Origin of the sequence: Bradyrhizobium valentinum (assembly GCF_001440405.1) — a bacterium.
Lineage (GTDB): Bacteria > Pseudomonadota > Alphaproteobacteria > Rhizobiales > Xanthobacteraceae > Bradyrhizobium > Bradyrhizobium valentinum.
In genome coordinates this window covers 1-12,885 of sequence record NZ_LLXX01000034.1, presented here as the reverse complement: position 1 = coordinate 12,885, position 12,885 = coordinate 1, and the positions used below count along the sequence as shown (strand labels likewise).

Annotated in this window: 11 protein-coding genes and 1 pseudogene; 4 read left to right on the top strand and 8 right to left on the bottom strand. The window is 63.5% G+C overall.

The window, feature by feature from the left end; genetic code table 11:
- Positions 1–113: 113 nt before the first annotated feature.
- From CP49_RS06690 to CP49_RS06680, 3 genes are all read right to left on the bottom strand, one after another.
- Positions 114–1,025: a S49 family peptidase gene (locus CP49_RS06690; protein WP_057849505.1), complete on the bottom strand. Its 912-nt coding sequence runs from the start codon at positions 1,023–1,025 to the stop codon at positions 114–116.
- Between the two features lie 259 nt (positions 1,026–1,284).
- Complete coding sequence (locus CP49_RS06685) at positions 1,285–2,052, bottom strand: tRNA1(Val) (adenine(37)-N6)-methyltransferase (RefSeq protein ID WP_057849504.1); 768 nt, start codon at positions 2,050–2,052, stop codon at positions 1,285–1,287.
- The gene (locus tag CP49_RS06680) at positions 2,045–2,272 is read right to left on the bottom strand and encodes a putative signal transducing protein (RefSeq protein WP_057849503.1); all 228 of its coding nucleotides are present in this window, start codon (positions 2,270–2,272) and stop codon (positions 2,045–2,047) included. Before CP49_RS06680 ends, CP49_RS06685 begins: the two co-directional genes overlap by 8 nt.
- Positions 2,273–2,415: 143 nt before the next feature.
- Here CP49_RS06680 and CP49_RS06675 point away from each other — a divergent pair, with 143 nt between their 5' ends.
- Entirely contained in the window at positions 2,416–3,423 is a 1,008-nt protein-coding gene (locus CP49_RS06675) for a polyprenyl synthetase family protein (protein WP_057849530.1), read from the top strand.
- Positions 3,424–3,566: 143 nt separating this feature from the next.
- Positions 3,567–4,187 (top strand): annotated as a pseudogene (locus CP49_RS06670) (LysE family translocator); the annotation flags it as partial.
- 98 nt (positions 4,188–4,285) lie between these two features.
- On the opposite strand, the gene CP49_RS06665 reads toward CP49_RS06670, so the two are convergent.
- From CP49_RS06665 to CP49_RS06655, 3 genes are all read right to left on the bottom strand, one after another.
- A complete protein-coding gene (locus CP49_RS06665; RefSeq protein ID WP_057849502.1) occupies positions 4,286–5,170 on the bottom strand; it encodes a 4-(cytidine 5'-diphospho)-2-C-methyl-D-erythritol kinase in 885 nt (294 codons plus the stop codon).
- Positions 5,171–5,197: 27 nt separating this feature from the next.
- Positions 5,198–6,979 (bottom strand): tetratricopeptide repeat protein, encoded by a 1,782-nt coding sequence (locus CP49_RS06660; RefSeq protein ID WP_057849501.1) that lies wholly within the window; start codon positions 6,977–6,979, stop codon positions 5,198–5,200.
- A 268-nt stretch (positions 6,980–7,247) separates the two neighbouring features.
- Complete coding sequence (locus CP49_RS06655; RefSeq protein ID WP_057849500.1) at positions 7,248–8,906, bottom strand: electron transfer flavoprotein-ubiquinone oxidoreductase; 1,659 nt, start codon at positions 8,904–8,906, stop codon at positions 7,248–7,250.
- 133 nt (positions 8,907–9,039) lie between these two features.
- Between CP49_RS06655 and CP49_RS06650 the strand changes: the two genes are divergently transcribed.
- Together CP49_RS06650 and CP49_RS06645 are read left to right on the top strand one after the other, a co-directional pair.
- Positions 9,040–9,870 carry a uracil-DNA glycosylase gene (locus tag CP49_RS06650; protein WP_057849529.1) on the top strand — a complete coding sequence of 277 codons (831 nt, stop codon included), beginning with the start codon at positions 9,040–9,042 and terminating at the stop codon, positions 9,868–9,870.
- A 12-nt stretch (positions 9,871–9,882) separates the two neighbouring features.
- Positions 9,883–10,629, top strand: coding sequence for a hypothetical protein (locus tag CP49_RS06645; protein ID WP_057849499.1), 747 nt, complete (start codon positions 9,883–9,885; stop codon positions 10,627–10,629).
- Between the two features lie 24 nt (positions 10,630–10,653).
- On the opposite strand, the gene CP49_RS06640 is transcribed toward CP49_RS06645, so the two are convergent.
- Together CP49_RS06640 and CP49_RS06635 are read right to left on the bottom strand one after the other, a co-directional pair.
- Positions 10,654–12,162 carry a glycosyltransferase family 39 protein gene (locus CP49_RS06640; RefSeq protein ID WP_057849498.1) on the bottom strand — a complete coding sequence of 503 codons (1,509 nt, stop codon included), beginning with the start codon at positions 12,160–12,162 and terminating at the stop codon, positions 10,654–10,656.
- A gap of 80 nt (positions 12,163–12,242) precedes the next feature.
- On the bottom strand, positions 12,243–12,885 hold a 643-nt coding region (locus CP49_RS06635; protein WP_057849497.1), incomplete at its 5' end, for a ribonuclease HII.

The window sequence follows — 12,885 nt, the reverse complement described above, 5'->3', positions numbered from 1 at the left end:
TCCTTGTCGTTCACGTGTCAGCCCCCAATGCCCACATTGTCGCCCAAGCGGGCCTGCGCCGCAATTCCGCTTTTGGGACTAAATGGCGCGGCTCGTTGACCTCCAGTTGATCGCTAGAACCCGAATCTGGCCCAAATTGCCCGGGTTTCGAGCGCCGAAATCAGTTCATCCGGCAATCCGCCGATACCGTCGAAGGCGGCCAACGAGCCCGCCCCCGGCGACCTCCGGCCCAACAGCCCGGCCAGCATCCCACTTGCGGGCGCGATGACGGGCGTCAGCACCTTCTCGCCATAGCGCTCGCGCAGCGTCGAGCGGAGATCGCCGATCTTATCCGCAAGGCCCAGCGACACGGACCTCTCGCCCGCCCAGTACTCGCCGGTAAACAAGACGTCGTCGGCGTCCTTGAGGCGCGCACCGCGGCTGCCTTTTACCAGCGCGATAAAGATAGCGTGGATCTCGCGCTGAAGCGCCTTTAGGCGTGCAACGTCATCGGGGTCTTCCGGCAGGAACGGATCGAGCATCGCCTTGTGCTCGCCTGCCGTGTAGAGCCGCCGCTCCACTCCAATTCGTTTGAGCAGGTCCTGAAAACCGAAACTGCCGCCGACCACACCGATCGAGCCGAGGATCGAGGACGGATCGCAGAATATCTCGTCACCGGCGCAGGCGATCATGTAGCCGCCGGATGCCGCGACGTCCTCGACGAACACCAGCACCGGCAGTTTCTTTTCTGCGGCAAGCTGCCTGATCCGCAAATAGATCTGGCGCGATTGCACCGGCGAGCCGCCGGGCGAATTGATCACCACCGCCACCGCCTTGGCGTGCTTGGTGGCGAAAGCACGTTCGAGCGTCCTGGCGATGCCCGCCAGCGTCAAGCCCGGCCGCAACGGCGTTACTGCACCGATGACACCCGACAGGCGCACCACCGGAACAACTACGGCGTCGCGCCGGAATCTTGCCGGAATGAGTTGCTTCACCCTGTCAATAAGGTTCGGCAATCCCGCGCGATCACTTATTTGTTGAGTCATGCCGTTACCTCGAATTAACCATTTTTTATCGCACCACTGTCATTGCAAAGGCCGAAACGCCTTTTTGGCCGGAACGCCTTTTGCCTTGCAGACGTTAAAGCTGCAATGGCGCAGCGGAGACTGACATGAAAATCTACCTGCTGATAATGCTCATCGGCAGCCTTCTGGCCGCGATCCACTTTACATCGGCGCCCAAACAACAGTCAGAGACGCTTCCGCAATAGTGTCCTGTTCCAGGAATTGGGCGTGCGCGCCACCTTTACGGGTTCGCGAGCGGTAAGCTCCCCTTCCCGGCCAGAACCTCCTGCACCCTTTTGTTGGGCACCCCTTGCTCGTCATTGAGCATCAGGGCGGGAAGGATTTGCGTCGGCGCCCGCCCACCCTTGGTGGCGCGAATCAGGATGCGGTTGGCAGGCCCCCGCGCGTCGCCATGGACCGCCAGGACCTGCAAGCTCCCGAAACCGTGATCGAGCGCCGAGAGCACCTCGGCAATTCCGTCGGCGCGCCAGATCAGTGTCAGCGTCCCCCTCGACCTGAGAATGCGCCGCGCGGCGTGAACCCATTTTGAGAGCGTCGCTGCGGTCGCCATATGCGCGGTCCCGCGCGCCGTGTCCGGCGAGATGCGATGCCGCGCGGGATCGTTGAAGGGCGGATTCATCAGCACCGCATCGACGCTATCAGGAGCAAGTCCGGCAGCGGCAAAGGCTGTGGCATCAGCTTCCACATCGAGCACGATCACGTCGGCTTGAATCGCATTCGCATCCGCATTGGCGCGCGCAAGGCCCGCCAGCGCCGCATCGATCTCGACCAGGACCAGGTCGATGCCGGCCACGCGCCGGGCAACCGCCAGGCCGGCAACCCCGACGCCGGCGCCTAGATCAGCGACCCGGTCGCCCGAACGGGCCGGGGTCGCCGCCGCCAGCAGCACCGCATCGTGACCGGCGCGATGTCCCGATTTCAGTTGCATCAAACGCAATTGCCCGCCGAGAAACGCATCCTCGGTGAGTTCGAGGACGGGGTCAGTCATCGGCGCGTAATTCGTGAGCCAGGCCCGCCTCCGTCAGTAGCTGGCGCGCCGCGCGATTGTCGTCCTCATGGACCAGGATGCGGCGCGGCAGGATGCCGATCGATCCCTCGATCACGCTCATGTTCTGGTCCAGCACCAGATGATGGATATTGGCGCCGTCGAGCAGCGCACCGACCGCGGAAACCAGCACGATATCGTTGGTCCTGACCAATTCCCGCAATTTGCGCTCTCCTTATCCCTGGCTGGGAGGGCAATGCGGCTCCTGTCAACCGCTACGCGCCCTCTACGTGCCCTTGCCGCCATAGCCCGCACTTTCTATTGTAGATTAAGGATAGTGCGAATTGGCCAAATTTGGAGACCCGCGTGGCGGTTATTGTACCTTTCGAGAGCCCGAACGCTTCGATAGATGCGCTGGTCGGGCTCGTCGCCGCCGACATGGAGCGGGTCAACGCCACGATCCTGTCGCGGACGGGGTCGGAAGTCACCATGATTCCGGAGGTCGCCAACCACCTGATCTCTTCCGGTGGCAAACGTCTCCGCCCGATGCTGACGCTGGCGATGGCAAGCCTCACCGGCTATTCCGGCGATGGTCATATCAAGCTCGCCGCCTCCGTCGAGTTCATGCACACCGCAACGCTGTTGCATGACGACGTGGTCGACGAGAGCGAGCTGCGCCGCGGCAAGCTGTCGGCGCGGATGCTGTGGGGCAACGAGGCGAGCGTGCTGGTCGGCGATTTCCTGCTCGGCCAGGCCTTCCGCATGATGGTCGAGGTCGGCTCGCTGCGCGCGCTGGACATCCTCTCCTCCGCAGCAGCCACCATCGCCGAAGGCGAGGTGATGCAGCTTGCGGCGGCCAAGAACACCGCGACCACCGAGGACGAATACCTCGCGGTCATCAGGGGCAAGACGGCCGAACTGTTCGCCGCCGCCTGCGAGGTCGGACCGGTGATCGCCAACCGGCCGAAGGCCGAGCAGACAGCATGCCGCTCGGTCGGCATGAATCTCGGCATCGCATTCCAGCTCGTCGACGACGTGCTGGACTATGGCGGCAAGGCCGCAAAACTCGGCAAGAACATCGGCGACGATTTCCGCGAAGGCAAGATCACGCTGCCGGTGGTGCTGGCATTCCGCCGCGGCAATGACAGCGAGCGCAAGTTCTGGATCAAGGCGTTGGAGCGCGGCGAGATCGGCGACAGCGATCTCGATCATGCAATTGGCCTGATGACCAAGCACCGCGCGCTGGAAGATACGATCAGCCGCGCCCAGCATTACGGCGCGATGGCCGTCGACGCGCTGGCGCTGTTCCCGGCCTCGCCGATGAAAACCGCGCTCGAACAGGTCGTGGCGTTCTGTCTGGCAAGGTCGCATTGATTCCGCTTCCGTCATACCCCGCGACGGCGGGGTATCCAGTACGCCGCGGCCTATCGATTCGATCACTGACGTCTCTGGAATACTGGATCACCCGCCTTCGCGGGTGATGACAGCGCTCTACCCATCCTACAAGAGAGATTGCATTGAACGGTACTAACTTCACATTGTTTCTCCTGGCCGCGCTCATCGTTGCCGCCGTGCCCGGTCCTGGAATCTTTTACGTCGCGGCACGGACGCTGTCCGGCGGCAAAAGCGCCGGCTTCGCCTCGACATTTGGAACGGCGCTCGGCGGGCTCGTGCATGTGGTCGCGGGCGCGCTTGGGGTCTCGGCGATCATCCTGGCCAGCGCCGAGCTGTTCACCGCGCTCAAATTTGCAGGCGCGCTCTATCTGGTCTGGCTTGGCCTCAAGACGTTTCGCGAGGCGCGTAACCTGATGCCGCAACAAGCCGTCGCGGTCGGTACGCAACGGGCGTTTCGGGAAGGCGTGCTGGTCGAAGCCTTGAACCCCAAGACCGCGGCGTTCTTCCTGGCCTTCATTCCGCAATTCCTCGACCCGGCCGGCAGCTATCCGGCGCTGCAGTTCATGGCGCTGGGCCTGATCTCGGTCGCGCTGAACACGCTTGTCGATATCATCGTGGTGATGATGGCCGCCACGGCGCGCGGTGGTCTCACGCGAAGGCCGAACTTCCTTCAACGATTGCGACAGGGCTCGGGGCTGTTCATCGCGGGCCTCGGTGTTTCGCTGGCGCTGGCGCGGCGGCCTAGCTCCGTAGGATGGGTAGAGCGCAGCGAAACCCATCACCTTCATTCGGGCCAAATCGATGGGTATCGCTTTCGCTCCACTCATCTTACGAGAGCATCTCAGCTCAGCGTTCCCGCATGCACCCACCATCCCGGGTGATCGCGCCGGATTTTCTCCGCCGCGCGGCCGGCCTCGGCGGTGTTCTCATAGATCGCAAAGCAGGTGGCGCCCGATCCGGACATCCGCGCCAGCCAGGCGCCGTCGGTGGCGTTGAGCGCCGAGATGACCTCACCGATCACGGGCTGGACGCGCATGGCGGGCGCTTCCAGATCGTTCGAACTGGCGGCAAGCGCTTCAACCCAATCTTCGAGCGATGCCTTCTCGTCGGGCCACCGGTCCTGCAGCAGCACGTCGGTGGCGCCGACCAATAGTTCGCCATTGCGCAGGCCGAGCGCGTTGAAGACGTCGCGGGTCGCGACGGGAACGCCGGGATTGACCATCACGCAGGGCATTTTCGGCAGACTGAGCGGCTGCAGCGTCTCGCCGACGCCGGTCATGACGCAGCCGCGCGACTTGACGCAGACCGGCACGTCCGCGCCGGTCAGTTCCGCAACCTCGATGATGCGGGGGTCGTCGAGCGCGAGCCCGTTCAACTGCGAAAGCAGCCGTAGCGCCGCCGCGGCGTCGGCCGAGCCTCCGCCGATCCCGGCGGCAACCGGCAAGACCTTGTCGAGCGAGAAACTGCCGGTCTTCATATTCGGTACGCGCTCGGCCAACAGACGCGCGGCCTTGAGCACCAGATTGTCCGACGTCTCGCCGCAGGCCTGCGCCAGCGGTCCCGACAACTTCAAATTAAGATCGTGACCGGGCGTCAGCGTCAGCCGATCGGCGCAATCGGCGAACGCCACCACGCTTTCGAGATCATGGTAGCCGTCCGCACGACGACCATTCACCTGCAAGGTCAGGTTGACCTTGGCGCGCCCTTCATCACTCAGTCCCGGCATTGCCGAACAGCCCCCAAAGTCCTTGCCTCAGCCGCCCCTGCCGTCTTCTTTCTTCTTGTCGGCGGAAGCCGCAGAAGAGGTATCTTCGGGCAGACCGTTGGCAATCTTGGCCTCGATCTTCGGCAGTTCCTCCGCCTCGGGCTTGAGGTCGCGGGCATGGGCCCACTGGAATTTGGCTTCCAGCGTCCGCCCGACGCGCCAATAGGCATCGCCGAGATGGTCGTTGATGGTCGGATCTTCGGGCTTGAGATCGATCGCGCGCTCGAGGTTCTTCACCGCGTCTTCAAAGTTGCCGATCCGGTAAAACGCCCAGCCCAGCGAATCCACGATGTAGCCGTCGTCGGGACGCTGGTCGACGGCGCGCCTGATCATCTTCATGCCTTCATCGAGATTGATGCCCTGGTCGATCCAGGAATAGCCGAGATAGTTCAGGACATGCGGCTGCTCGGGCTGCAGCTCCAGCGCCTTGCGCATGTCGGCCTCGGCCTTGCTCCACTGCTTGGAGCGCTCCTCGCATATGCCGCGATAATAGTAGGTGACCCAGGTATTTTTGTCCGTCACCCCGGGCATCGCGTCGATCGCCAGTGTATAGGTGTTGGCGCAATCGTTGAATTTCTTTCGGCCGCGCTCGATGTTGCCGAGCGCCATGATGGCCTCGATATCCTTCGGCGCCTCGGCGGTGACGCCCTTGAGTATCTTGATCGCCTCGTCGCTGCGGTCGGCGGCGTCGAGATTGGTGGCAAGCTGGATCTGCGCATTGCGCTTGAGCGGCGAACTCGCCGGCATGCGCTCGTAGACCTTGATCGCCATCTGGGGCTTCTTCACGGACTCGTAGAGATCGGCGAGCGACAGCAGCGCCAACGGATGATTGGGCTGCAGGTAGAGTGCGAGCTGCAAATAGACCAGCGCCAGATCCTCGCCGCCGCGGCGGGTCAGTGTAGCGCCGATCCCGTAGAGCGCTTCGGCCGCGCCGGCTTGCGCCGAATCGACCAGCGCCGGCAGCTTCTTGCCGGCCCGGGTGTCGCGCAGGCCTTCCAGCACCAGCGGATGCCGCGGCAGCTTCTTGTCGAACGCCTCGTAAATGCCGGCCGCCGCCGCGCCGTCCTTGTTGCGCGACAACCAGCGCGCATAGGCGTCGGACACGCGCAGCATCGAATCGTCGAGCTTGTAGGCGCGCTCGAACCGCGCGCCGGCATCCTTGTCCTTGCCCGAGATCTCGAGGATCATGCCGGTATGGAGATCCTTGAAGATCGGATACCATTCGGGGCCGGTCAGCTTGTCGATATTGGCGACCGCCGCCTTGGCATCGCCTGCGCCATAGCTCGCCCATCCCGACAGCAGCGTCGCCACGAGGTCGGTGATCGGTCCGCGGATCGACTGGTTGATGTTGAGCTGCGCGGCCGCATACTTCTTCTGCTTGAGGTCACGGACGCCGACTACCAGCCGCGCGACCCGGTTCGCCTTGTCCATCGTCAGGATGCGATCGGCGAGCTTGACCGCCTCATCGATGTCGCCATCGGCGAGCGAGGAGATGAAGGCGCGGTCCAGCAGTTCGTTGTTCTTCGGATCGGTGCGCAGCGCGGAGCGATAGAACGCCGCCGCCGAAGCCGCATCGCGCTCGACACTGGCGTGGCGCGCGGCCAGATAGCTGCCGGACGTCGTCAGCGATTTCAGATCGGACTTGGTGGGGAATTGCGCGGCGTTATCGGCCGTGTGTTCAGGCGTCTGCGCCGAAACCGCAGCCGGCGCGGCCAGTGCGGCGAGAGTAATTGCGGCGAAGGTCCAACGATTCATACGAGTGGAAAGCATCACGTTCGCCTAGCTCCAGGATGTATGGCAGGATCGTTACCGATCGGTCTCGAATGCAAACCCAAGCGGCGGCATCTCGGGCAGCGACAATGCCGCTTTTGGCCCTCAACCGCAAGGATACGGGTTGGCGAATCGATTGGCAGATTAGGCCCTTAGGGCTCCGATTTAGCCAGCACAACCCGGAAACGCTTTTACTGTGGCGGTATCGTGGCCGGAGGCGGTATCAACCTCCTCCAACTCACGCAATCGTGGTCAATACGGCCTCTCTCTACATACCTTGATAGTTGGGTCCGCCGCCACCCTCCGGCGGAACCCAGGTGATGTTGCCGTTCGGGTCCTTCACGTCGCAGGTTTTGCAGTGGACGCAGTTCTGGGCGTTGATCTGGAAGCGCGGGCCTGCGGCCTCCTCGACCCACTCATAAACGCCGGCCGGGCAATAGCGGTTCGAAGGTCCCGCATAGACATCGTGCTCGGACGCCTTTTGCAGGTTCATGTCGGCGACCTTGAGATGAACCGGCTGGTCCTCTTCATGGTTGGTGTTGGAGAGGAACACCGAGGACAGCTTGTCGAAGGTCAGCTTGCCGTCCGGCTTGGGATAGGCGATCGGGGTGTGCGCCTTCGCCGCATCCAGCGTCTTGCGGTCGGGCTTGGCGTGCGACTGGGTTCCGAACAGCGAGAAGCCCAGCGTGTTGCACCACATGTCGAACCCGCCGAGCGCCACGCCGATGATGGTGCCAAACTTCGACCATAGCGGCTTGACGTTGCGGACCCGGTACAGGTCCTTACCCACGGCGGAATCCCGCCAGGCGTTATCGTAGCTGACCAGTTCGTCATTGGCGCGGCCGGCGCCGAGCGCCGCGGCGACATGTTCGGCCGCGAGCATGCCGCTGCCCATCGCATTGTGCACGCCCTTGATGCGCGGCACGTTGACGAAACCCGCTGCGCAGCCGATCAGCGCGCCGCCCGGGAAACTCAGACGCGGCACCGACTGATAGCCGCCCTCGGTGATGGCGCGCGCGCCATAGCCGATCCGCCTGCCGCCTTCGAACACGGTCCGAATCGAGGGATGCGTCTTGAAGCGCTGGAATTCGTCGAACGGCGACAGATACGGATCGTCGTAATTGAGATGCACGACGAAGCCGACCGCCACCTTGTTGTCGTCGTAGTGGTAGAGGAACGAGCCGCCGCCGGTCGAATTGTTGAGCGGCCAGCCGAACGAGTGCTGGATCAGGCCCTTCTGGTGCTTGGACGGATCGATCTCCCAGACTTCCTTCAACCCGATGCCGAATTTCGACGGCTCGCTGTTGGCATCGAGCGAGTATTTCGCGATCAACTGCTTGCTCAGGCTGCCGCGCGCGCCTTCGGCGAACAGTGTGTATTTGCCGAGCAGTTCCATGCCGCGCGTGAAAGAATCCTTGAGGCTGCCATCCCTGGCGATGCCCATGTCGCCGGTCGCGATGCCCCGCACCGCGCCGTTGTCGTCGTACAGCACTTCTGCCGCGGCAAAGCCCGGATAGATTTCGACGCCGAGCGCCTCCGCCTTCGGCCCCAGCCAGCGGCAGACATCGCCGAGCGAACCGATATAGCAGTGATGGTTGTTCATCAGCGGCGGCATGGCGAAGTTGGGCAGCCGGATCGCGCTGGTTGCCGTGGTCCAGTAGAAACGGTCGTCCTTTACCTGGGTCTTCAGCGGGCAATCAGCGTCCTCGCGCCAATCCGGAATTAGCTTGTCGAGGGAGATCGGATCGATCACGGCGCCTGACAGAATATGCGCTCCGACCTCGGAACCCTTCTCCACCACAACGATGCTGAGGTCGGCATTGAGCTGCTTCAGCCGGATCGCCGCAGCCAGGCCTGACGGGCCGGCGCCGACGATCACGACGTCGAATTCCATGGATTCGCGGGGAGGAAGCTCTTCTGCACTCATGATCTGATCTCAGCCCAATTGAGAACGGCTCTAAAGGCTCGTTGTTTCCGATTTTTGCGGGGAGGACAACCATGGAAATGCAATGCGAGGCGTTTCACGCCGGCGCGATCCATATTAGATTGGCATAATGGATCTGATCCCCGAACCCGCGCCCAATATTCGGCAATTGCTGGCCTTTTATCTGGAGGCCGGGGTCGATTGCGCGCTGGCGGAGGAGCCGGTCGATCGGCTTACCGAGCCCGACATCCCCGCCGCCACTACCCCGGTCCGCGAGGCTGCGCCGCCCCGCCCGGTGAGGGAAATGCCCGCAGCGATGCCGGCGGTTCCGCGCAGCGAAATAGCGCCGGCGCCGGAAGCGGCCATCGCCATCGCGCGCGAAGCGGCACGAGCGGCCCCAACGCTGGAAGCGTTGCGCGCGTTGCTCGAAAATTTCGAGGGCTGCGCGCTCCGAACCACCGCGACGCGGCTGGTGTTTGCCGACGGCAATCCGCAAGCCCGCATCATGTTCGTTGGCGAGGCGCCCGGGCGCGACGAAGACATCGAGGGCCTGCCCTTCGTCGGACGTTCCGGCAAGTTGCTTGACCGGATGATCGCCGCGATCGGGCTCGACCGCAGCAAGGCCTACATCGCCAACGTGATCCCCTGGCGACCGCCCGGGAACCGGACGCCAACGCCGCAGGAAACGCAAATCTGCCTGCCGTTCATCCAGCGGCAAATCGAGCTTGTGAACCCGGATGTGCTCGTGACGCTCGGCAACCCCTCGACACAAACGCTATTGTCGACCCGCGAGGGCATCATGAAGACGCGCGGGAAATGGTTCAACTACGACACCGGCACACGCACCATCCGCGCCATGGCGACGTTCCACCCGGCCTATTTGTTGCGCTCTCCGTCCTACAAGCGAATGTCGTGGCAAGATCTGCGCTCCATTGCGAAGGCGCTGGAGACCAGTCCGCCGCAATGATGGGGCCGCGGCATGAATGAGAGAGCCGAGCGCTATCGCGATTTTTTCGACCTGCAGCTTCGTTTTGCCGAGGCTATCGCCGAAACAAAGTCGATGCCAATCGCCGAGGCGGTGTTGCTCTACACCAATTTTCATCGCCGGTTCGGCCTTGGAGACGTCACCCGGGATGGACTGAACCCGCAATGGCGCGAATATGCTCACGGGCTTTCAAGGCTTGGCACACATGAGCAACGCGCCGGCTGGACGCAGCAGTTCTATACGCAAGCCCCTGAAGAACGACCGGCGTTTCCCGATCACGTATTCGGCTGCTTCGATTTCCACGCCAGCGACGACAGCGGGATCGTTCGCCTACACTTCTACAACCGCGATACCCTGGGCTCATTGAGCAGAGGCAGGACCGGAGAACGACAGCGCGAGCTCGCGAACATGTTTGCCAGCATCAGGCAACGCTTCCCTGATGCCCGGCATGTCGAGGGCCGTTCATGGCTTTACGGCATCGAGGCCTATCGCCGCCTGTTTCCTGAGGAATATGTTCGATCGCGCGTGGTGATGGAGCATGACAGGCGATTTCAGGGAATGGCGCGATGGGGGCAATTTCTCGATCGGCGCGGAAACGTGAAGCCGGCTCTGAAAGAGACATTTCTTCATAACATTGGGCGATTGGACGCCACCAGGCTTTGGGAAGTCTTCCCGCTTCCATCTTTTCGGGTCAGCGCACCGATCGATGCCTTCTACGTTCGCTATGAAATTCAAATTTGAAGCCGCGGCGCCGCGGGCCTAGGCCTACGGCGCCTTCGGCCGCACGATGGCCCAGCCGATGCGCAATAACGGCTGGCGTCCGTTCACCATCCATTCGAAGGCGCGCGGCACTTCTGGTACGAGACCCGGAAACCGCTGCGCGATATCCGGCGGTGGCATGCCTGACGTGTCGGAAGCGCGCCAGACCACGACGCCGCCGGTCTGGTTGAATTTTGCGACCGACAGCCACGGCGTTCGTTCCGGCGTGGCATCAAGCAACAGATGCGGGCGCCCGGCGCTCATCGCGATGAAACTCGCCAGTTGCGGATCGCCGGCCACGGCGCGCAGCCGCTGATTGGTTCGGCGTTCGAAATTGTCGCCGAAGAAATGCGCAATCGCTTTCGCCGGCAGCAAGGTCGGCACTTCGGCAGCGCCGGTCCACGGCAGAACAAACGTGGTTGCAATCACCGCGAGGGCGGGAGCGGCGACCGCCGCGGCCCAGACCGTGCGCAACACACGCTGACGCCGCAGGTGGATCAGATCGCCGGTCGCCACGATCACGGCAAGCCCGGACATCAGCAATGCAACGCCCGCGCCGCCCACGACGTGGTCCAGATTGAACAGCCCGGCCAGCAAACTTCCGAGCAGCGCCGGGACGATGGCGAAAAAAAACACGAAGTCGCGCGCCAGCGGATCGACCGGCGGCCGGTAGATGATCGGAGCTTCTTCGGCATGGCGGGCGAACCAGCCGGAATTGAGGATCACCAGCAGCACGATGGCGGACATCGCAAGCACCAGGCCGACGAGCAGCCAGCCCCATTGCAGGGCGCGCGCGCCGAGATCGGAGATCGCCGGCCAGGGCGGCATTGCCAGTGCGTCGGCGCGGAGCAGCCAGATCAGATAGGGCAGCACCAGAACCGCAATCACGAGCAGCGCATAGAGCGGATCGAGCGACATCAGCACCCGCCGCCCCCGCACGGTGGCAACGGCAAATCCAGCGAGCAGCAGCAGTAGCCCCGGCGCGGCTGACGTCGTCAGCAGCAAAAGTCCGGCCTCGATCGACCAGGCAAACCACGCGTTGCGCCGGTTCTGGCCGATCAATTGCCAGGAATGCAGCAAAAGCAGCGCCCATAGCGGGCGTGCGAGCACCAGCGGGCCGAACTCGACGCCGGGCGAACTGAAGGCCACCACCGTCATCGAGAGCAGGACCGCGAGCACCGCCTGCTGTCCGCCGACAATCGCGCGGGCCAGTTGATAGTAGATCCAGAAGGTAACGACGGCGCAGACCTGAGCCAGCAGGTAGACGCCGAACATGTTGTTGCCGGCGGCGCGGAAGGCGATATCGGCGAGCCAGAACGCCAGCGGCGGACCGAGCCAGGTTCCGACCTGGTATTCCCGGCCGAAGGCCAGCACGGTCGCAAGGTCCCCGGGTGGGCTCGGATAGAGCAGCATCGGCAGGACCAGCCACAGTCCGGCCTGGACCAGCACCACGATCCAGACCACCAGCCGCGGCCGGGCGCGGATCAGTTCGACAACGAGCGAGGTGAAGCGCATGAAACGTCCGAATGCCCGGGCCGAGCAGCCCTTTCCCCAGGACGTTTGATAGAGGGCACGAGCCGCCGAGGCAACCGGCCTCAGATCGTGGCCGAGATATCGGAAGTGACCTCCCCGTCCACGGCGAAGAGATCAGGTTCGATCGTTTCTTCGGCCGTCTCGGGATAATGTTTCAACCGCGCGGCAATGACGGGAGCGAAAAAGCGGCGGTGGTGGATGCTCGGGCCTAACCGGTCCAGCGCCTCGCGGTGTTCCGGCACGGCATAGCCCTTGTGGGTTTCGAAACCATAGCCCGGGCAATCCAGCGCCAATGCGCTCATCAGGCGGTCGCGCGTCACCTTGGCGATGATCGAGGCGGCCGCGATCGACACGACAAGCCCGTCGCCGCCGATCACCGCATCGCAGTCGCAAGGCGCATCGATCCTGTCGCGGCCGTCGACGAACACATGCTTCGGCATTTCGGGCAACGCGCGCACGGCCCGCGCCAGCGCCCAGAGCGAGGCGCGCAAGATATTGTCGCGATCGATCCGTGCCGGCGAGGCAAAGGCGACCGCAAAGGACGATGTCGCGCAGATCTCCTCGAATAGTTCCTCGCGGCGCTCCGCCGTCAGCCGCTTGGAATCGTCGATACCTTTGGGGATTCGCTTGGGATCGAGCACGACGGCGGCCGCCACCACCGGCCCCGCCAGCGGACCGCGCCCGGCCTCGTCGCAGCCGGCCACC

Bases quoted from the DNA above. Each gene is read 5' to 3' on its own strand.
- CP49_RS06645 (WP_057849499.1), top strand. From the start codon at position 9,883: ATGAATGAGAGAGCCGAGCGCTATCGCGATTTTTTCGACCTGCAGCTT.
- CP49_RS06665 (WP_057849502.1), bottom strand. From the start codon at position 5,170: ATGCCGGGACTGAGTGATGAAGGGCGCGCCAAGGTCAACCTGACCTTG.
- CP49_RS06655 (WP_057849500.1), bottom strand. From the start codon at position 8,906: ATGAGTGCAGAAGAGCTTCCTCCCCGCGAATCCATGGAATTCGACGTC.
- CP49_RS06685 (WP_057849504.1), bottom strand. From the start codon at position 2,052: ATGACTGACCCCGTCCTCGAACTCACCGAGGATGCGTTTCTCGGCGGG.
- CP49_RS06640 (WP_057849498.1), bottom strand. From the start codon at position 12,162: ATGCGCTTCACCTCGCTCGTTGTCGAACTGATCCGCGCCCGGCCGCGG.
- CP49_RS06690 (WP_057849505.1), bottom strand. From the start codon at position 1,025: ATGACTCAACAAATAAGTGATCGCGCGGGATTGCCGAACCTTATTGAC.
- CP49_RS06660 (WP_057849501.1), bottom strand. From the start codon at position 6,979: ATGCTTTCCACTCGTATGAATCGTTGGACCTTCGCCGCAATTACTCTC.